This window comes from bacterium (assembly GCA_035559435.1).
In the GTDB taxonomy this organism is placed as follows: domain Bacteria; phylum Zixibacteria; class MSB-5A5; order WJJR01; family WJJR01; genus JACQFV01.
Map to the genome: position 1 here is coordinate 1 of DATMBC010000024.1, position 19,731 is coordinate 19,731.

Sequence of the window (19,731 nt, forward strand, 5' to 3'; positions counted from 1 at the left end):
GGCGGCGGCCGCCGCCCAGGTGACGCTGGCCGAACTGCCCGATGTCGTCGCCGCCGCCGATGTGCTCAGTCTGCACCTGCCCTTGACCGAAAAGACGCGCAACCTGATCGATGCGCCGATGATCGCGCGCCTCAAGCCCAGCGCGCTGGTGGTCAACGCTGCGCGCGGTGGGATCATCGACGAAACGGCGCTGGCCCGGGCGCTGGATGAGGGACGTCTGGCCGGCTGCGCGTTGGATGTGTACGAAAAGGAGCCGCCCGAGGACCGTTGGTTCGCCGGGCGCGAGAATGTGGTGGTCACGCCGCATCTGGGCGCCTCGACCGCCGAAAGCCAGACCAAGGTTGCCGTCGAAATCGCGCGAGCGGTGCGGCAGGCGCTGGTCGAGGGCGTCTATGTCAACGCCATCAATCTGCCGGTGACCGATCCCTCCGATCTTCCGCGGCTTCTCCCCTACCTCAAACTGGCGGAGAAGACCGGCCGCCTGTTGCGTATGCTGGGCAGCGGCGCCTGCGACGCCATGACGCTGGAGTTGGGTTCGCAGACTCAATCGGAGTCGCGCCTGATCACCGCGGCGGCGGTGAAGGGATTCCTCGCGCCGCAGACCGACACGCCGATCACGATGGTCAACGCGATGACGATCGCCGCCGAGCGGCACCTGAAGGTGGCGGTGAGCGATCAATCGGCCGATCCGGCGCGCGCCAATCAGATCGCCCTCGAGGCGCGGGTCGGCGGCATACTGCACCGGGTGGTGGGGGTGGTCGAAAACGGCGCGAGTCTGCGGCTGCGCCAGATCGACGAATTCCCGCTGGACATCGCCCCCGAAGGCCGTGTGCTCATCTTCACCAACGAGGACCGTCCGGGGGTGATCGGCGCGGTGGGGGCGCTTTTGGGGCGCGCCAACGTGAACATTGCCTCGTGGAACCTGGGACGGCGTCAGCGGGGCGGCACCGCGCTGGGGATTGTTGCGGTCGATGATCCGGTGCCGCAGGCGGTGCTTGATGAACTGGGCCGTCTGCCGCATCTCGGAAATGTCGTGCAGGTGGATTGGGGGGAATGACCATGAGCAACAATCGCACCCTGCTGCCCTTTGCCGGCTATCCGCCGCGCATCGGACGTTATCTCACGCAGATGGAGGATGTCCGACGGCAATTGAAGAAGTATGTCGAAGGATTGACGCCGGAACAGTTGGCCTGGCATCCCAATGACAAAGTCGAGTCGATCGGCACATTGCTTCTGCACATCGCCGCGGTCGAATGTTCCTGGATCGGCGAGGACATCATGCGCCGTCCGATGGACGACGAATGGAAGATCGCCTTTCCGATCCGTTTCGGCATTCCGCAGGTCTCGGGCCAGCCGCTGGAGTACTTTCTCAATACGCTGGATGCCATCCGGGAACAGACCAAGGCCGACTTGAAGACGCTGGAGGACGAGGATCTGGATCGCTTGATCTCGCCCTTGGATCCCGGCGATCCGTCGAACACAGCGCAGTTTACGATTGAGTGGATTCTTTACCACGTGGTCGACCACGAGGCGCATCACAAGGGGCAGATCGCCGCGATGAAGCGCCTGCTGCCCGTTCCGATTCCATGAGCGACGATATCCTGTCCAACCCGGTGGTGCGTTCGTTGCGGGCGCACCGCTCGATCCGCCGATTCACCGCCGAGCCGGTGAGCGACGAGACGCTCAACGCGCTGATCGAGACCGCCCAGCGTTCCTCGACCTCCTCAAACCTGCAATGCTACTCGGTGATTGTCGTGCGCGATCCGGAGCGAAAGCGCCGCATCGCGCTCTTGTGCGGCAACCAGCAGCAGATCATCGACGCGCCGGTCTTTCTGGCGCACTGCGCCGATCTGAACCGCGCGCGGCTGGTCTGCGAGCAGGCGGGGTACCGTTTCGAGGCGAAGTTTGTCGAACTGCTGCTGTTGTCGGTGATCGACGTCACCATTTTTGCGCAGACCCTGCTGTCGGCGGCCGAGGGCATCGGGCTGGGCGGCTGTTACATCGGCGCGGCGCGTAATCATCCCTTCGAGTTGGCCGAGGTTCTCGGATTGCCGCCGCTGGTGTTTGCGGTCTTCGGCATGACGCTGGGCCATCCCGATCCGGCGCATCAGCCGCCGTTGCGCCCGCGTCTGCCGCTGGCCGGCGTCATCCATCACGAAACCTACGACGATGCGCGCTGGACAGAGGCGCATCGCGCGTACGACAGAGCGATGCGCGAGACGGGCATCTACAAGGGACGCCAGATCGACCTGAGCAAACGTCTCCCCGGCTGGTCGCGCGTCATCGATGACGCGGACTATGGTTGGATCGAGCATTCGGCGCGGCGCTGGATCGATCCGGCGGGGTTCCGTGCCGACATCCGCCCGTTCCTCGACCGTCAGGGGTTCGGGTTCGACTGAGATGGCGAAGGTGACCGTCGCGGGGGATACCGTTCGCATCCGACTGGAGTCGCCGGAGGATATCTGGTTCTGGGAGCGGCGGTTCAACGTCTTCGACTTTCTCGAGATATTCCCACCGGAGGCAATCACCGAACCGGTGCCGGAGACGCATGTTCCGCCGCCGGCCGAAGCGCAATTGACCTTTGAGACGGATGCGGGATTCAGTTTTCAAACCGACATCGTGCGGGGCGGATTCTACCTGCGCAATCAGACCCAGGGAACGCGTCGCTGGATGGCGGCGGCCAACCCCCAGCCGGGGGAGGACATCCAGATCGAGCGCCGCGGTCCGTTGCAGTATTACCTGAGCCGCGTCGGCGGCTAAACGCCATGCAGATTATCGCCCACCGCGGGAATTCATCGGTCTGCCACGAGAACACAATGGCGGCGTTCGAGCGCGCGGTCGCCGACGGCGCCGATGGCATCGAGTTCGACCTGCGGCTGACCGCCGACCGCCAGTGGGTGATCCACCATGATGCGGAGCTGGAACTGGACGGGAAGCGTCAGGCAATCTCCGCGCTGCCGCTGCACGAGACGCTGCGCGCCCGGGTCGGTCCCCAGCGCGAGCCGATCCCGCGCCTCGACGACTTTCTGCTCTGGGCGCGTGAAACGCGCATCCCGCTGGTCTTCGACATCAAGGACCGCGACGGAATCAGGGAATTGGTGGAGACCATTGAACGCGCCGGCATCGAGAACCCGGCGATCTACTCCTCCTTTCATCGCTCGGTGTTGAAGGCGCTCGAACTGGCGCGTCCCGACTGGCCGCGAGGGCTGATCGTCGGCGATCCGCGCTCGGCGCTGGCGCGGCAGTTCCTCACCGGCTCGCTCATCCGCTGGGCGCGGCGGCACCGGCTGACATCGCTGCATCTGGATGAACACTGGGTGGTGCCATCGACGCTGGCGAAGATGCGCGAGGCCGGGCTGCGCCTGGCGATCTGGACGGTCGATGATCCGCTGCGGATGACACTGCTGGCGGCGCTGGAAATCGACGCGCTCATCACCAACCGGCCCGACTTGGCGCGTATAACACTGCGTGGAAACTCGTAGCCCATTCTGGTCGCGGATTATCTGGACAGCGCTCATCGGCGGCGGCCTTGCCACTGCGGCCCTGGCGTCGGAGTATGCGGGCCTGGCGCGAAGCGCCGGACCTTCCGGCGGCATCGTCGAGCGCTTTGCGCCGCCGGACGGGTATGCCCGTGTCCCTCTGGCGGCGGATTCCTACAAGGAGTGGCTGCGGCAGCTTCCGCTTCTGCCCGACACCACACCCGCCCGCGACTGGACAGGGCGGCTGGTGTTCGCTCCGACTGAGATCGGCGGCGTGCTCGATTGGCGGCTTTTGGGCGCCGAGGAGCAATGTGCCGACATCGTGATGCGGTTGTTGGCCGAGTTCGCATGGGTAGTCGATCCCTCCTCGATTCCTTCCTTTCGAAGTCTTTCGGGGCAGGAGATGACCTGGGCGCGGTGGTTGTCGGGACGGTATGGAACCAACACGGCGCAGACCGCCATCGTGCACACTTCCGGGGCGCGTCGCGAGCCCGGCCGCCGCGAACTGGACGCCTACCTGCGCTTTGTCATGACATACGCCAACACCGCATCGCTGGCGCGCGACTGGCCGGAGGTCGCGCCTGCCGATCTGGCGATCGGCGATGTGGTCATTCAGCCGCACTGCACCGGGCAGGGCATGGGGCATTTGTCGGTCGTGGTCGATGCCTGTCGCGACACGGATGGCCATCAACTCTACCTGTTTGTCGATGGATTTACCCCGGCCCGCGATCCGGTCGTGCGTCAACGGCTCGCGGGTGATCGGTCGTCGGCGTGGATGACGCTCGCCGAATACCTGCAATTGCAGAGCGTCTTCGGCCCCGGCTTCTGCCACCGTCCCCCCGCACAGTAAGCGAATTAATTCCATCTGGACACCGGCGCGGCTGAAACCCATACTGCACTGGGCCGTATTCAGGCTGTCATGCCGATGCCCTGTTGCCATTCCACAATCCAAGGAGTTCCAATGATCAGACGTCGATCGGCCCCGGGCCGCAACGTTGCGGGGTGTGCCATCCTGGCGGCCATCTTGTTGCTGCCGCATCAGGTCCTCGCCGATGCCCGCCTCCCCCGTCAGGTGGTTCCCACCGAACAAGCGATCACGCTGGCGCTGGATGCCGACAAACCGGACTACCGCGGCGCCACGACGATTACGTTGGCCGTGACGGAACTATCCGCGACGATCCAGTTTCATTCCAACGGACTGTCGCTGGGCCAACTCGAACTCGTGCAGAACGGCCGCACCATTCCGACCACAATCGATCCGGGCGAATGGGAGATTGTGACGGTCAGGGCCGCGTCGCCTTTGTCCGTCGGTACGGCGACGCTGCGGATGGATTTCACCAACACCTACGACACCACCGCTGTCAGTCTGTACCGCACCGTGGTCGACGGCCAGGGGTACTGCTTCACGCAGATGGAGGCGGACGAGGCCCGCGATGCCTTTCCCTGCTGGGACGAGCCGGGCTTCAAGATTCCCTATCAGTTGACTATCAGCGTGCCCGAGGGGCATACCGCGGTCACCAACATGCCGCTGGAGGAGGAGTCGATCGACAACGGCTGGCGCGTCATGCGGTTCAAGAAGAGCCCGCCCATGCCCTCCTACCTTCTGGCGATCGCCACCGGCCCGCTGGAATTCACGCCGATTCCGGGAATGTCGACCCCCGGCAACATTGTCTGCATCAAGGGACGCTCCCACCTGGTGGAGCACGCCCTCCGAACCACGCCGCCGCTTCTGGCGGCGCTGGAGCGTTACTTCGGCAGCCCGTACCCCTATGACAAACTCGACCTGATCGCGGTGCCGGAATTCTGGCCGGGCGGGATGGAAAATCCCGGAGCGATCACCTTCGCCGAGGGCATTCTGCTCCTGGACCCGAAGAACGCCAGCGTCGGGCAGAAGCGCTCGCAGGCGGCGGTCATCGCGCATGAGCTCGCGCACATGTGGTTTGGCGACCTGGTCACGATGGAATGGTGGGATGACCTCTGGCTCAATGAATCGTTCGCGTCCTGGATGGGCAGCAAGGTCACGCACGAGGTCTTTCCCGAGTACGGCATGGAAGTCGGGGCGGTGCGCGCGGCATCGGGGGCGATGATCACCGACGCGCGTCCTTCGACGCGCGCCATCCGTCAGCCGGTGGCGGCCACCGACAATTTGCTGCAGTCGGCCGACGAACTGGCCTACAGCAAGGGCGAGGCGGTCCTCGGGATGTTCGAGGCATGGCTGGGCCCCGAGGTGTTCCGTCGCGGGGTCATTGATTATATCAGCCAGAACGCCTGGAAGAACGCCACGGCGCAGGATCTCTGGGCGGCGCTGACGGCGGCATCGCAGCGCGACTTTGCCGCAACGATGGCGACCTTCGTCGACCAGCCGGGCGTCCCGGTGGTGGCGGCGGAGTTGACCATGGACGGCAAGGTGCGGCTCTCGCAGCGGCGTTTCTCCAGCTTCGGCCATGAGGTCGGCGGCGAGCTCTGGGCGATCCCCGTGCAATTGAAGTACGCCGACCGGGCCGGCACCAAGTCGCAGTCGTTCCTGCTCGATGCGCCCGAGGCCACCTTGTCGCTGGAGTCCGATGGCCCGCCGCAGTGGGTGATGCCAAACGCCGGATCAGCGGGGTACTACCGCTGGACGGTGCCGCCGCAGATGCTGGCGGCGCTGGCCGAGCAGGGCACTCAGTGGCTGTCGGTGACAGAGCGGGTGGGACTCATCGGCAACGTCAGCGCGCTGTTGGATGCCGGGATCATCTCCGGCGATGATTACCTGCGCACGCTCAATCATTTTGCCGATGACCCCAATCCCCAGGTGATCTCGACATTGCTCGCGGGGTTGGATAAGGTGAAGAATGCCTTTGTGACTGAGGATTTGCAGGACGAATTCGCGCTCTATGTCCGCCGGACGCTGGGTCCGGCGTTGGAGCGCTTCGGGATGACGTCGCGGGCGGGCGAGGACGAAGAGGTGACGCGGTTCCGTCCGCAGTTGATCGGCTGGCTGGGCGAGGAAGGACGCGACCCGGCGGTGCTGGCTTACGCCGATTCGTTGGCGCAGACCTACCTGCGCGATCCGGCCGCGGTCGATCCCGCGTTTGCGGGCACGGCGATGGCGCTTACGGCGCAGCATGGCGACCGTGCGTTGTTCGACGAGTGCCGACGGCGCTTCGAATCGGCGCAGATTCCCCAGCAGCGGTCGCTGTTCTTGAACACGCTGGGTCATTTCCGCGACCCCGCCCTGGTGGAGGAGGCGCTGCGGTACACCTTGGAGGGCCCATTGCGTCCGAATGAGTTCTTCAACATTCCCTTTGCCGTGCGGTCCCATCCGGCCCATGAGCAGAAGGTGATGGACTGGACGATCGCCAATTACGAGTCCATCACCGCCAAATTGCCGCCGCTGATCGTTCCGTTTCTGCCCTACATCGCCGAGGGGTGCTCGCGGGACCGTCTCGCCGCGGCCCGGACCTTTTTTTCGGACCCGTCACGAATCATGGCCGGCACCGAAGAAAGTCTTGCCAAAATCACCGATCAGGTGAATGATTGTGCCGGCTTGCGGGAGCGCGAGGGGGCAAAGGTATCGGCCTACCTCAAGCAGTTCGTCGCGGCCCACGACTGACGCACTATCGAGAGGGGGCTCTCTTGCGAGGCGGCGGGGATTTCATCCCCGCCGTTTCCATTAGGACCGGAGCTTCATCAGCCGCGCCCGCGCGTCGGCGATTTCGACGAGGTCGGGGTCGGCTTTGTGCCACAGACCGAGAAACTTCTCATACTCCTCGGCGGCCTTTTGACTCCATCCGGAGCGTTCGTAGGCCTGAGCCAGATAGTAGTGAATGAGCGTGCTGCCAATTGGGTTGAAGATTCGCTCTTCGTCGAAGCTACGCAAACGTTGCTCGAGGACTCCGACGGCGCGATCCAACTGGCCATTCTGGAGATAGGCGCGTCCGAGCATGAGCGCATAGTCGAAGGGGTCCGAAATGCTGTCGGCCCGAGCCAGGTGCGAAGCGGCCGCCGCATAGTTCCCCTGCCAGAACTCGAGAACGCCCTGCGCGAACGCCAGCGCGGCCGAGTCCTCCAGGGGCCGCCCCTTCACCGCGGCTTGCAATTGTTCCAGCGACGACCGCGCGCCGTCGAAGTCGCCGGCCTGGGCGCGAATCTCCACCACCCAGTCGAGGGCGGCATTGGCTTCGGCCGGTTGCTGCTGCCGGATCATCCGGTGCAACTCCTCAGCGCCGCGAAGCGCCTTCTCGAAGTTCCGGCGCTGCTGGTCGATCGCAATGCGAATGACCAGCTTCTCACGGTAGGCCGCCCCCTCATACTGGTCCATTTCATCGGCGGCCATCCCCTGCCGGGCGATTTCGTCGGCGCGGTCAAAGTCCCCCTGGCGCAGCGGCGATAGCGCCATCCCGGCGCGTCCAAAGGATCGCCGTTCCACATTGGGCAACGCGATGGCGGTCTGAAACAGAGAGTCGGCCTCGACGAACCGTCCGAGTTGCACCAGCAAAGCCCCCAGCTTGTCCAGCGTCGGGAAGTCGGGCTTGATCTGCAGCGCTCTTCGGTATGAGGCGATGGCCTGTTCGGTCTGGCCCGCGCGCGCATAGAGATCGCCCCGAGTGTCATACGGGTTGGCTTCATCGGGCGCCAGGGCGATGTACTGGTTGATGGCTTTCAGTGAGTTCTCAATGTCGCCCACGTCCTGGTAGCCGTAGGCCAGCAGGTTATAGGCATTCTTGTCAGAGGGATCGATCGCCACGATGCGGAGGAAATCCTGCAGGGCCTTTCGGTATTCGCGCAGGCGGAACCGATAGATGTAGCCGCGGGAAAACAGCGCGTCCTTGTCATTGGGATCCCGCGCGATGATCTCTCCGAGGTCGTTCAACGCCGTCGCGATATCGCCGTTCGTTTCGGCGTACTTGGCCCGAATCATGCGGGCGTCCCGCCAGCCGGCGCGGTCGATGTGGCGCATGCCCTGTTCCAGCCAGCCGGCGCGGCGGTCAAACACATCGGTCAGACTGAGATAGAAGTAGGCGATGGCCAGCGTGGAATCGTACTCGAGCGCCTTCTTGAGACTGGCGGCCGCTTCGGCGTGGTAGAGTTTGCGCGAGTAATCGATGCCTTCGAGGAGATGGCGGTACGCGTCGGCCGAGCGCGAGGTCATCTCGGCCACCGGCCGGTCGGGCTCCGCGCTCGCCTGCGCGGGCAACGACAGATCGGAGCGCACCGCGCTGCTGAGCCGGTCGACCACCGCGAAGATATCTTCCCCCTCGGCGCCGGTGATCTTCTGGCTGGAGACGACCTCACCGCGCGCCACCTCGGAAATCTGGGAGGCAATCACCAGGCGCGGGGAGGATTGATAGATTTCGCCGGTGAGGATGTACCTGACGCCGGCCTTGCGGGCGATCTCGGTGGCGGTGTTCTGGTCGATGCGTGTCTCGCCCTCGTGACCCAATTGCTTCAACAGGTCGTAGAGGCGTTGGCGGCTGACCACCTTGATGTATTGCGATTCGGACAGGTCGGTGATCAGAAGCCCGGTGGTCATCTGTGCGATCCTGTCGGTGTCGGCGGGATCGGCAACGTTGTCGAAATACATAATCGCCAGCGAGTTCTCGGAGGCGTTGGCCGGCTGGCCGGCGCCGACATCGAATTTGAAGGGCTTGAGCACGAAGAACAGGAGCGCGACGACCGCGACCGCCGAAGCGGCGAAAACGTACCGGAGGTAACTGCGTCGGGGCGGCGTGGCCATCGTGCGCGACAGCATCGACGGCTGTGAGCCTTCGATCTCCCGGCGGATGCGTTTCAGTTCCGCCAGCATGTCGGTGGCGGTCTGGTACCGCGTGCCGGGGTCCTTTTCCAGCGCGCGGGCCACAACCTGCTCCAGGCCCGGATGCAGTCCGGACTTGAAGCGCGCCAGCGGTTCCGGGATGTCGTTGATGATCGCGTAGGTGATCGCCGCGTCGTGCTCGCCGGCGAAGGGACGCCGTCCCGCCAGCAGTTCATAGAGCATCACGCCGAGCGCGAACAGATCAGAGCGGGGGTCGACCGACCGTCCCTGGATCTGCTCGGGCGACATGTAGGCGGCGGTGCCGACGGTTGTGCCTTCCTTGGTCAGTTGGCCGGCGCCGCGCCAGGTCGCCAGCCCGAAGTCGGTGATCTTCACCTGCCCCTTGGCGGTGATCAGGATGTTGGCCGGCTTGATGTCGCGATGAACGATTCCCTGCTCGTGCGCCGCCGACAGCCCGTCGCAGACATGCAACGCGATGCGGATGATCTGCTCAACGGGGATCGGCTCGCGCGCGTCGATCAGGTCCTTGAGGGAGCGGCCATCGACGTACTCCATGACAATGAAGTCGCGTCCCTCGGCCGATTCGACGGCGTAGATCGTGAGGATGTTCTTATGATTGAGTTTGGAGGCGGCCCGCGCTTCGCGCAGCAATCGTTCGCGCGCCTGCGGATCGGACTGCAGTTGCGCCGGGAGGAACTTCAGCGCCACCTGGCGGTCGAGTTTGGTGTCGGTGGCGAGAAACACCTCGCCCATCCCGCCCTCGCCGAGCTTGGCCGTGATCTGGTAGTGCGCGATGGTCTGGCCAGTCATAGGATTGCGATGAAACCAAGCATCCTGCCCAAGTTACTCCGTTCAGGCCGGACCTGAAAGCCCGAAGCCCGTCGAGGCGGGCTTTGGGCAAGGAAATGTTCAGCTTCTCAGGTCGTGCTGACGCCTTCGGGACGCCGCGTCGACGGGGAGTCGGCCGCCGCCTGGGCGGCCGCGGGGTGGCGCTCGGATTGGAACTCGTCGATTTGCCCGGCGCGTTTGCGCAGCGCCAGTAGGCCGCCCAAAACCATCAGGGTGGTGCCCGCCCAGAAGAGATTGATCAGCGGTTTTTCCGAGATTTCAATCCAGAAGACCGGCTTGGCGGCGCTGGGGTTGTCGCGGTCGGAGACCTGCACTTCGACCGCGCCGGTGTTGGCATCGATGCGCCCCACCGCCAGCGTAAAACGGCCATCGGCCGACGACGCCGGCACATCGCGCATCCCTTCGGGCGTGCTTTCGACCGTCGGAGTGATCGTGTCGATGCGCATGTCGCCGGTGAGCAGGAAGGCGCACCCGACGCTGCCCACGTTGCCTTCGCCATGGCCACCCATCTCGAAGCCGAGGAAGGTGATCTCGAAGCCGGCCAGGGTCTGGGTTTTGCCTTTGGTGAGAACCACCGTCTCGCCCGGCGTCCCGCCGACTTCATCGACCGGCGAGATGTAGAGGTCCTTGTTCCAGAACTTCTTCACCGCCGGCTTGCGCATCGTGCCCTTGCCATAGGGCAATTCGAACTGGCGCGGCGACATGCGATAGGCCGTGTTCGATCCGGCGCGTTCGACGAGGACATGGTACGGCGTCTCGTTCTGCGCGTGATCCTTGCCCTCATAGGTCATGAGCCACCCGAACTTCTCGACGGTCTCGCCCAGCGGCAGGGGGACCTGCTCCTTGCGTTCGTAGGCGCTGGAGACCGCCGCGCCGACAATGAGCACCGCCAGACCGACGTGCGCGAGATAGGCGCCGGGCACGCGACGGCTCTTGCGGAAGCGATCGGCCAGCACCCAGACATTGGACGCCGTGGCGAAGGCCCCGAGGACCAGCAGGCAGATGTAGAGCACCTCATGGACCCCGGCGAGAATCGCCACCGCGCCGACCAGCATGGCGAACGTAAACGGAATCGCCGCCTGCGGGGAAATGAACGGCTTGGTCGGTTTGATCCAGCGCATGAACGGGAAGATGGACAGCGCCAAAAGCAGGATGAGCGCAATCGGCGTGGTCGCCAGGAAGTAGTAGCGCAGGGTGACGTTCGAGGGCGGTCCACCCAGACGAGTCCAAAGCGGCGTGGACATGCCCACCAAGACCAACACGCCCGCCACCAGCAGTGACAGCACGCCGACCGAAATCAGGAAATCGACCGTCCCCATCGAGCTGTAGGCGATTGTGGCGCGGACCTTGTTGTAGCGCCAGAAAAGGACGCCGAAGCCGAGCAACGTAAAGAGGGCCAGCGAGGCGACCAGGTACGAATTGATGCCCAGGTCGAGGAACGAGTGCACGGAGAAATCGCCGAGCACGCCCGAGCGGGTCAGGAACGAGCCGAACAGAACGGAGACGAAGGGCAGAATGGAGAACAGGTAGGCCGAACGCGCGAGAGCGTTTTTCTTCTTGAATGTCACCAGCGCATGCGCGCCGCCGGTGGCGAAGATCCAGGGGATGAGCGAAGAGTTTTCCACCGGATCCCATGCCCAGTACCCGCCCCAGCCGAGCACCTTGTAGGCCCAATACCCGCCCATGACCAACGCGGTGCCCAGGGTGCACCAGGTGCCCAGGAGCCAGACCCACGCGTGGCCGGCCCACAGCTTGTATTCCTGCCGCACCCAGCCGGCGATCGCCAGGGCGAAGGGAAATATCGAGAGCGCAAAGCCGAGGAACATCACCGGCGGGTGGATGGTCATCCAGAAATCCTGCAGGAGCGGATTGAGTCCGGCCCCTTCCATCGGCGCCTCGGCGGTGGCCTCAAACGGGCTGCGTTTGAGCAGGATCAACAGCACGGAAAAGATGAAGAGGTTGATCACCGCCATTGAGAAACGCTCAAACCGTCCGGCGGTGCGGATCAGGATCAACGCCAGAAGACTGATGTAGAAAATCCAAAGCAGCAGGGTCCCCTCCTGCCCGCCCCAGAGGGTGGCGATCAGGTAGTAGAGCGGCAGGTCGGAGGAGGAGTAATTGCGGACATAGACAAAGTCGAATCGATGCAAAAGGATCAGCGTCAAAAGCAGGCCAAGCGAGACCGAAATCAACAGAGTGACGCCGCGGAAACTCCAGCGGGCCTGACGGAGCCACTGGTCGCCGCGCAGGTACATGACCAGCGAGGCAATCACACCCGCGGTCGCCAGCCAGATCAGTGATTTTCCGAGAGTTTCCACTGTGCCCCTTTCGTAGAAGGCCAGTCGCCTAGGATACCGGGACCGCGAGCGTCTGTACGTGCTCGCCGTCCAATAAGACCCGTGTGAGCGCCGCCTTGGCCGCTTCGCGATCGGTGAAGCGTTCGACAATCTCGCCGTGGCGGGTCAGCAGGTAGACACCCTTGCCGCCGAAGATGCCCCAGTCGGCGTCGCGGGCTTCGCCGGGGCCGTTGACCACGCACCCCATCACCGCAACTTTGACCGGGGACGTCACCCGTTTGAGAGTCTGCTGCACTTCCTCCACCAGCGACATGAGATCGATTTCGATGCGGCCGCAGGAGGGACAGGAGACCAACTCCGGTCCGCGACGTCGCAGGCCCAGCGCCTGCAGGATGCCGTAACAGGCCTCCATCTCCTCGGCTTTCGGGCCGGTGAGCGAGACACGGATTGTGTCGCCGATCCCCTCGGCCAACAGCGTGCCCAGCGCCACCGCCGATTTCAGCGATCCGGTCTTCACCGGACCCGCCTCGGTCACGCCAAGATGGAGGGGATAGTCGCAGCGTTGCGCGACCAGACGGTAGGCGTGGATCGCCTCGCCGGGATTGGAGGACTTCAGCGAGAGAATGATGTCGTGGAAGTCGTGCTCGGCGAGGATTGCGACGTTGCGCAGCACCGATTCGACCAGAGATTCGGGGTTGTTGCCGCCGTACTTGTCGAGCAGGTCCTTTTCGATCGAGCCCTGGTTGACGCCGACGCGGATCGGCAGGCCATGGTCTTTGGCGCACCGGACAACCTCGGCGATCTTCTGGCGCCCGCCGATGTTGCCGGGGTTGATGCGCAGCTTGTCGGCGCCGCGCTGCGCGGCCAGAATCGCCAGCCGCCAGTCGAAGTGAATGTCGGCGACCAAGGGGATGTGGATCTGCGGCCGAATCTTCGCGATGGCCTCGCCGGCTTCCTCATCGGGGACGGCGACGCGCACGATCTCACAGCCGGCCGCCTCCATCTCAAGGATCTGCGCCACGGTCGCCGCGACATCGCGCGTGTCGGTGTCGCACATCGACTGCACCGCGATCGGCGCATCGCCGCCGACCGGCACGCCCCCGACCATCACCCGGCGAGTGCGGTGGCGGGGTTGCACGCCCCACATTGGCGCCGGCGGGGCGCTCGCAGCGGCATCGGACACGATCGGCAGTTCTTTGATGGGCATCAGGCAGACCCCATTCGCGCTTCCATCTTCTGCACCTGGTCGAAGGCATGATACGAGGACCGCACCAACGGCCCGGCCTCCACATGGGAAAAGCCGATTTCGTCTTCGCCGTAGCGCTTCAATTCTTCGTACTCCCACGGCTCGTAGTACCGCGCCACCGGGAGATGTTCGGCCGACGGCGACAGGTATTGACCGATGGTCAGAATCTGGCATCCGGCCGCCACGATTTGGCGCATGACATCGTGGAGTTCAGCGGTGGTTTCGCCCAGACCGACCATGATTCCTGACTTGACTATCGGCGGCGAGAGACGCGAAGCTGAGCGCTTTAATATCTCGAGTGAACGATCCAGTTGCGCGCGCGGACGGACGGTCGGGTAGAGGCGCGGCACGGTCTCGACGTTGTGGTTGAGCACATCGGGGCCGGCGGTCAGAACGGTCTCGAGCGCGTCGAAGTTGCCGTCGAAATCGGGAACAAGCACCTCGATGCGCACCTTCGGATCACGCTCGCGCAGAATACGGATGGTCTCCGCATAGACCCAGGAGCCGCCATCGGGCAGGTCGTCGCGATTGACCGAGGTGATCACCACCTGGCGCAGCCCCATCTGCGCCACCCCCTCAGCAAGACGCCGCGGCTCATCGAGGTCGTAGCCCAGGGGCTTCCCCTTGATGACATCGCAGAAACGACACCCGCGGGTGCAGATGTTGCCCAGGATCATGAAGGTGGCGGTCCCATGCGAGAAACATTCGCGAATGTTGGGGCAGTTGGCCTCTTCGCAGACCGAATGCAGACGGTTCTCGCGCAGGGCGCCCTTGACCTTGATATACTCCGGCGTGAACACCGCACGGGTCTTCAGCCACGCCGGCTTGGGCGCGCCGTGCGAGACCGTTGGGGCAAGTGGAAGGGTCATCGGAAATAGAGTACGGAAATTGTGGCATTAGCGCGAAGGAATTCGGCGGCACGGAGGGGCCCTCGAACCGCTTCGCGTCGTTGCGGTTAGCGCCGCGCCAGCGCCGGCGCGGCCACCCGGTTCAGAAAATACGAATGCACCGCGGCGCTCTCGGTCATCTCCGGATGAAAGGTCAAAGCCAGGATGTTTCCCTGCCGCACCAGGGTCGGTTCATCGCCGAGCCGACCGAGCACTTCCACACGCGGGCCGATGCGGGCGATACGGGGCGCGCGGATAAAGACCATCTCCAGCGGCCGCGCGGCGCCATCGATATCGACCTCCCCCGTCTGGCGGAAGGAGTGAAATTGGCTGCCGTAGGCGTTGCGGTCGCTGTCGATGTCGATCAGATCGAGCGTGTCCTCATCGGGGCGGCCGTGGATGATTGCATGCCCCAGCAGGATCAACCCGGCGCATGTGCCCATGATCGCATGCAAGCGGGCGAATTCGGGTATCGCGTCCCAGAGCCCACCCAGTTTGAGCAGTTTGCGCATCGTCGTTGATTCACCGCCGGGCATGATCAGGCAGTGCACCTGGCGGAGTTGTTCCACGGTGCGCACTTCGACGGCGGTGAAGCCCAACGCGCTGATCATCTGGCGGTGCCGGGCGTAGTCGCCCTGCACGGCGAGCACCCCGACACGCAGCGCGAGCGGATCGGCGGCGGCCAGTTCCGTCGGGTGCGCCGCGGCCCTGGCGGCGGCGTCGACGGCACGATCGGTGGCGGTCAGTGGATTCACGCGTCCTGCCCCGTTCCTCTACCGCACCTGCAGGAGCTGCTCCTCGGGGATCGAGGAGATTTCCAGGCCCCGCATCGCTTCGCCCAATCCGCGGGAAACCTCGGCCAGCTTGCGGGGATCGTTGTAGTGCGTGACGGCCAGCACGATGGCGCGGGCGCGCGGCGCGGGATCATCGGACTTGAAGATCCCCGAGCCGACAAAGACCGACTCGGCGCCCAACTGCATCATCAACGCGGCGTCGGCGGGTGTCGCCACGCCGCCGGCGGCGAAATTCGGCACGGGGAGTTTGCCGTGCTCGGCAACCCAGCAAACAAGGTCGTAGGGCGCTCCGAGTTTTTTGGCCTCGACCATCAGCTCTTCCTTGGGCAACACGGTCAGACGGCGAATGCCGTCCTGCACGGCGCGCATGTGACGGACCGCCTCGACGATATTGCCGGTGCCGGCTTCGCCCTTGGTGCGCAGCATCGCCGCGCCCTCGCCGATGCGCCGCAACGCCTCGCCCAGATCGCGGCAACCGCAGACAAAGGGGATCTTGAAGAGGTCCTTGTTGACATGGAAGGCCTCGTCGGCCGGGGTGAGAACCTCGGACTCGTCGATGAAGTCGACTTCGAGGGCCTCGAGAATCTGCGCCTCGACAAAGTGGCCGATCCGGCATTTGGCCATGACCGGGATCGAGACGGCTTCCTTGATCTCGATGATCTTGGTGGGGTCGGCCATGCGGGCCACACCGCCCTGGGCGCGGATATCGGCGGGGACACGTTCGAGGGCCATGACCGCCACCGCGCCGGCCTCCTCGGCAATCCGTGCCTGCTGGGCGTTGGTGACATCCATGATGACCCCGCCTTTGAGCATCTCGGCCAGTCCGATTTTGATTTTGCGTTTGTCCTCAGCGTTCATTGAATGCTCCTTAGTCCACCAATGCGGCCCGGATGCCCGGGCTGCGTGTCGGGACAGGACCACTGTCCAGTCCAAACAACCAATTTAGCCCGAAAGTGCCCGAAAATCAACGAGTTCGCCGCCGCAATGGAGGTCCGCCATGACCATGATACGCAAATTTGACCGATTCGGATCAATCACGGTGGCGGCGATGTTTCTCGTTACCCTGATGGTCCTTAGCGGCTGCGAGAAGGAAAAAACCAAGACTGCCGCAGTCGACTCCACAGCGGCAGCCCCGCCCAAACCAGCGCCGCGTCCGATTGTCATTCTCTGTTCCTACTCGCCGATCGGCGCCGAACTGAAGCAGAAAACCGTGCCGCAGTCGGATACGGTCTGGGCGGGACGCGAGATTTTCCTGGTGACCGCCAAGAGCGGACCGGTTGTCCTGGCCAACAGCGGCGTGGGGATGGCCAACGCCGCGGCCACCACGCAGTTTCTCATCGACCGCTATCGTCCGTCCGGCATCGTTTTTTGCGGCATTGCCTCCGCCATCAACCCGGCGCATCAGATCGGCGATCTGGTCATCCCGGAAAGTTACATCACCTTCGATCACGGCTACTGGGGGGAGCAGGGGTTTCTGACCGACTCGGTGACAGTGGGCTTTGCCGACTCGGCCGGCTTCGACCGGATGCTGGAGATCCCGGTCGATCGCGGCTACTATGATCGGCTGGGCGAGGCGGCCAACGCCGCGGCGTTTCGATTGCGCGCGGTCGGACGGCGTCTGCCGGAAATCCACCGCGGCGGCATCGGCATTTCCGGAAGCGCCTTTCTCGACCACAAGGCCAAACGCGAGCAACTGTTCAAGCAACTGAAGGCGCAGATCACCGATACCGAATCGGCGGCGGTGGTGCAGACCGCTTACGCCGCGGGCGTGCCGGTGGCGGTGTTGCGCGCCTGCGCCGCGCCGGCCGGCGAATCGACCTCGCCACAGGCCCAGGCGCGGCTTGTGGACTTCTTCGCGGTGGCCGCGCACAACGTCGCGCTGGTGATCGAGCAGTTCCTGACGCCGTCGGAAGAGTAGGCAATCAGACCGTCGAGTTGTGCAGGCGGCCCCGCGCCAGGGAAATGAAGACGCCGGCAAGGCAGGCGACGGCGAAGATCGTGAAGGCGGTGCGCAACGCGGTCAGGAAGGCCTCCTGGTTCTCCGCCGTGATCCGGGCATGGCCGACGAAGACCGAGAAGATCATCGTTGCCACCCCCATGCTGAGCGTCTGCCCGATCAGACGCATGGTCCCCACCAGCGCCGCCGCGACCCCATATGAACGCCGCTCGACCGAGCCCATGATCGCGTTGGTGTTGGGCGATGAAAACAGGCCGAAGCCGATGCCGAGAAGGGCCAGCGCGATCACCACGTAAGCCGTGGACGTTCCCTTCCCCAGAAAGATCAGCATCACCAGCCCGATCACGGTGAAGAGCATGCCAAGCGAGGCGACCACCCGCGGCTCGATCCGGTCGGAACGGCGACCGGCAAACGGCGAGAGGATCGCCATCAGGATCGGCTGCGCCAGCAAGATCGCGCCGGCGTGCTGGGCATTCAAGCCGAGCACATACTGCAGATACAGACTGAGGAAGAAGCCGACGGCGAAGGTCGCGCTGTAGTTGAGCAGCGCGGCGAGGTTGGAGAACGCGAAGACGATGTTATCGCGGAACAACCCAACGTCGAGAATGGGGAAGGCACAGCGCTGCTCCCAGAGGACAAAGGCGATCAACGCCACGACCGCCACCGCCAGCAACGCGGCGCCATGGACGCCCGGCAGCGAGGCCATGCCGTAGGTGAGGCAGATCATCGCGGACGCATAGATGCCCGACCCGATCCAGTCGAACCGGTCGCCGCGGGCGCCGGCGAATTCCTGTGTAAGTTTCCAGCGCGTGAGCGCAACCAGCGCGACCCCCAACACGGCATTGAGCCAGAAAATGCTGCGCCAGCCGAGGTTGTGGGTGAGCACGCCGCCGACCACCGGTCCCAGCGACAACCCGACGTAGACCGCCGCCACCGTGAAGCCGAGGGCTGCTCCGCGTTCACCAGCGGGAAAAACCGAGGTCACCACCGCCACGCCGGTGCCGAAGATCATCGCCCCGCCGACGCCCTGGACCAGCCGCGCGACGATCAGCAGCGCGCCGTTGACCGCCAACGCCGACATGACCGACGAAACCGCAAACAGTGTCTGTCCGAGGAGGAAGATGCGCCGACGACCGTGGATGTCGGCCAGTCTCCCGAACGGCAGCAGGCAGACCACCGCCGAGAGGAGGTAGGAGGTCGAAATCCAGCTGAGAAAGATCGCATCCAGCGCGAAATCGCGCCCGATGGTCGGCAAGGCGACGTTGACCGCCGAGCCCATGAACGGAGTCACAAACGAGGCCAGCACCGCAACCGCCAGAACCGCGCGCCGCGTGGACTGATCGACCGGGGCATTCATCGCCGGCAAAGATCGAATGCGCCACCAAAGCGCTCAAGCCGTATCCCGATGGGAACGTCAGAATCAAACAAGGCGGATCGAAGACGATCCGCCCTGCGGAAATTCGGGACCAAGCGGTCAGAAGCGCCTGGTGTAGATGTGGCAGTATGGCGTCTTGCCGGTTTTGACGTAGTAGTCCTGGTGATAATCCTCGGCCTCCCAGAATTCGCGCGCCGGGGAGAGCTTGGTGGCGACCTTGTAGCCCTTGTCCTTGAGGACGCCGATGAGTTTCTCGGTGGTCGCTTTCTGGGCCTCATCGAGATAGAAAACTTCGGAACGGTACTGGTCGCCGATGTCCGGCCCCTGACGGTCCACCTGAGTGGGGTCATGGATTTCAAAGAACAGCTTGGCGAGCGTCTCGAATGAGGTCTTGGCGGGATCGAAGACCACTTCGACCGCTTCGGCGTGGCCGGTGCCATGGTCGCAGACTTCGCCATAGGTCGGGTTCGGTGTGTGACCGCCCATGTAGCCGACGCGGGTGGAAAGCACGCCCGGCGCCTGCTGCAGCAGGTATTCGGTCCCCCAGAAGCAACCGCCGGCGAAGTAGGCCTTCTCGGTCTTCACTTCGGCGGTCGCCGACGCGGGAATAAACTTCAGCGAGATCGAGTTGACGCAGTGCCGCGTGTCCTTGGGCGTGAAGCCCTCGCCTTCGAAGACGTGGCCGAGATGGCCGCCGCAACGGGCGCAGGTGATCTCGGTGCGCAGGCCATCGGCGTCGACGGTGCGTTTGACCGCGCCGGGAATCTCATCATCGAAACTGGGCCAGCCGCAGCCGGAATCGAACTTGTCGGCGGAGCGGTAAAGCGGGGCATCGCACTGCCTGCACACATAGGTGCCCGTTTCCTTGTGCTTGTAGAATTCGCCGGTGAAGGGCATCTCGGTGCCCTTGTTGACGATCACGCGCCGCTCCTCGGCGGTGAGGGGATTGAGCTTCACACCAGTCTCCTTGCCGGCCGTCGGTTCGACGGCCCGCATATCGGGTGAGGAAACAAACGCCTTGAACAAGACGACCAGGATGGCGATCAAGCCGACCGTCAGCCCAATTCTGCGTGTTGCCATGCCGCCTGC

General features: G+C 64.3%; 16 protein-coding genes. 8 read left to right on the forward strand and 8 right to left on the reverse strand.

The features are described from left to right. The 7 genes from VNN55_02645 to VNN55_02675 form a co-directional block, all read left to right on the forward strand. Positions 1–1,057 (forward strand): NAD(P)-dependent oxidoreductase (locus VNN55_02645; GenBank protein ID HWO56445.1); only part of this gene is annotated, 1,057 nt, incomplete at its 5' end. A gap of 2 nt (positions 1,058–1,059) precedes the next feature. Then, on the forward strand, positions 1,060–1,590 hold the full coding sequence (locus tag VNN55_02650; GenBank protein HWO56446.1) for a DinB family protein: 531 nt from the start codon (positions 1,060–1,062) through the stop codon (positions 1,588–1,590). Next, positions 1,587–2,399: an NADPH-dependent oxidoreductase gene (locus VNN55_02655; GenBank protein ID HWO56447.1), complete on the forward strand. Its 813-nt coding sequence runs from the start codon at positions 1,587–1,589 to the stop codon at positions 2,397–2,399. Before VNN55_02650 ends, VNN55_02655 begins: the two co-directional genes overlap by 4 nt. Before the next feature lies 1 nt (position 2,400). Beyond that, positions 2,401–2,760 (forward strand): hypothetical protein, encoded by a 360-nt coding sequence (locus VNN55_02660; protein HWO56448.1) that lies wholly within the window; start codon positions 2,401–2,403, stop codon positions 2,758–2,760. Positions 2,761–2,765: 5 nt separating this feature from the next. Then, a complete protein-coding gene (locus tag VNN55_02665) occupies positions 2,766–3,482 on the forward strand; it encodes a glycerophosphodiester phosphodiesterase (GenBank protein HWO56449.1) in 717 nt (238 codons plus the stop codon). After that, positions 3,469–4,329, forward strand: coding sequence for a DUF4846 domain-containing protein (locus VNN55_02670; protein HWO56450.1), 861 nt, complete (start codon positions 3,469–3,471; stop codon positions 4,327–4,329). The genes VNN55_02665 and VNN55_02670 overlap by 14 nt, the downstream gene beginning before the upstream one ends. 111 nt (positions 4,330–4,440) lie before the next feature. After that, the gene (locus tag VNN55_02675; GenBank protein HWO56451.1) at positions 4,441–7,074 is read left to right on the forward strand and encodes a M1 family metallopeptidase; all 2,634 of its coding nucleotides are present in this window, start codon (positions 4,441–4,443) and stop codon (positions 7,072–7,074) included. A 60-nt stretch (positions 7,075–7,134) separates the two neighbouring features. Here VNN55_02675 and VNN55_02680 read toward each other — a convergent pair whose 3' ends face one another. The 6 genes from VNN55_02680 to pdxS all read right to left on the reverse strand — a co-directional run bounded on the left by VNN55_02680 (position 7,135) and on the right by pdxS (position 16,168). After that, positions 7,135–10,047 carry a protein kinase gene (locus VNN55_02680; protein ID HWO56452.1) on the reverse strand — a complete coding sequence of 971 codons (2,913 nt, stop codon included), beginning with the start codon at positions 10,045–10,047 and terminating at the stop codon, positions 7,135–7,137. A gap of 107 nt (positions 10,048–10,154) precedes the next feature. Beyond that, positions 10,155–12,404, reverse strand: coding sequence for a cytochrome c biogenesis protein CcsA (gene ccsA, locus VNN55_02685; protein ID HWO56453.1), 2,250 nt, complete (start codon positions 12,402–12,404; stop codon positions 10,155–10,157). Positions 12,405–12,432: 28 nt separating this feature from the next. After that, entirely contained in the window at positions 12,433–13,590 is a 1,158-nt protein-coding gene (ispG, locus tag VNN55_02690; protein HWO56454.1) for a flavodoxin-dependent (E)-4-hydroxy-3-methylbut-2-enyl-diphosphate synthase, read from the reverse strand. Continuing rightward, positions 13,590–14,498 carry a lipoyl synthase gene (gene lipA / locus VNN55_02695; GenBank protein HWO56455.1) on the reverse strand — a complete coding sequence of 303 codons (909 nt, stop codon included), beginning with the start codon at positions 14,496–14,498 and terminating at the stop codon, positions 13,590–13,592. Before lipA ends, ispG begins: the two co-directional genes overlap by 1 nt. An 86-nt stretch (positions 14,499–14,584) precedes the next feature. Beyond that, positions 14,585–15,271 carry a pyridoxal 5'-phosphate synthase glutaminase subunit PdxT gene (gene pdxT / locus VNN55_02700; GenBank protein HWO56456.1) on the reverse strand — a complete coding sequence of 229 codons (687 nt, stop codon included), beginning with the start codon at positions 15,269–15,271 and terminating at the stop codon, positions 14,585–14,587. Positions 15,272–15,289: 18 nt separating this feature from the next. After that, on the reverse strand, positions 15,290–16,168 hold the full coding sequence (gene pdxS / locus VNN55_02705) for a pyridoxal 5'-phosphate synthase lyase subunit PdxS (GenBank protein ID HWO56457.1): 879 nt from the start codon (positions 16,166–16,168) through the stop codon (positions 15,290–15,292). A gap of 139 nt (positions 16,169–16,307) precedes the next feature. On the opposite strand from pdxS, the gene VNN55_02710 reads away from it, so the two are divergent. After that, the gene (locus VNN55_02710) at positions 16,308–17,228 is read left to right on the forward strand and encodes a 5'-methylthioadenosine/S-adenosylhomocysteine nucleosidase (protein HWO56458.1); all 921 of its coding nucleotides are present in this window, start codon (positions 16,308–16,310) and stop codon (positions 17,226–17,228) included. Between the two features lie 4 nt (positions 17,229–17,232). On the opposite strand, the gene VNN55_02715 is transcribed toward VNN55_02710, so the two are convergent. Together VNN55_02715 and VNN55_02720 are read right to left on the reverse strand one after the other, a co-directional pair. After that, positions 17,233–18,624, reverse strand: coding sequence for an MFS transporter (locus tag VNN55_02715; GenBank protein HWO56459.1), 1,392 nt, complete (start codon positions 18,622–18,624; stop codon positions 17,233–17,235). Between the two features lie 117 nt (positions 18,625–18,741). Continuing rightward, a complete protein-coding gene (locus VNN55_02720; protein HWO56460.1) occupies positions 18,742–19,638 on the reverse strand; it encodes a bifunctional methionine sulfoxide reductase B/A protein in 897 nt (298 codons plus the stop codon). Between the last annotated feature and the right edge of the window lie 93 nt (positions 19,639–19,731).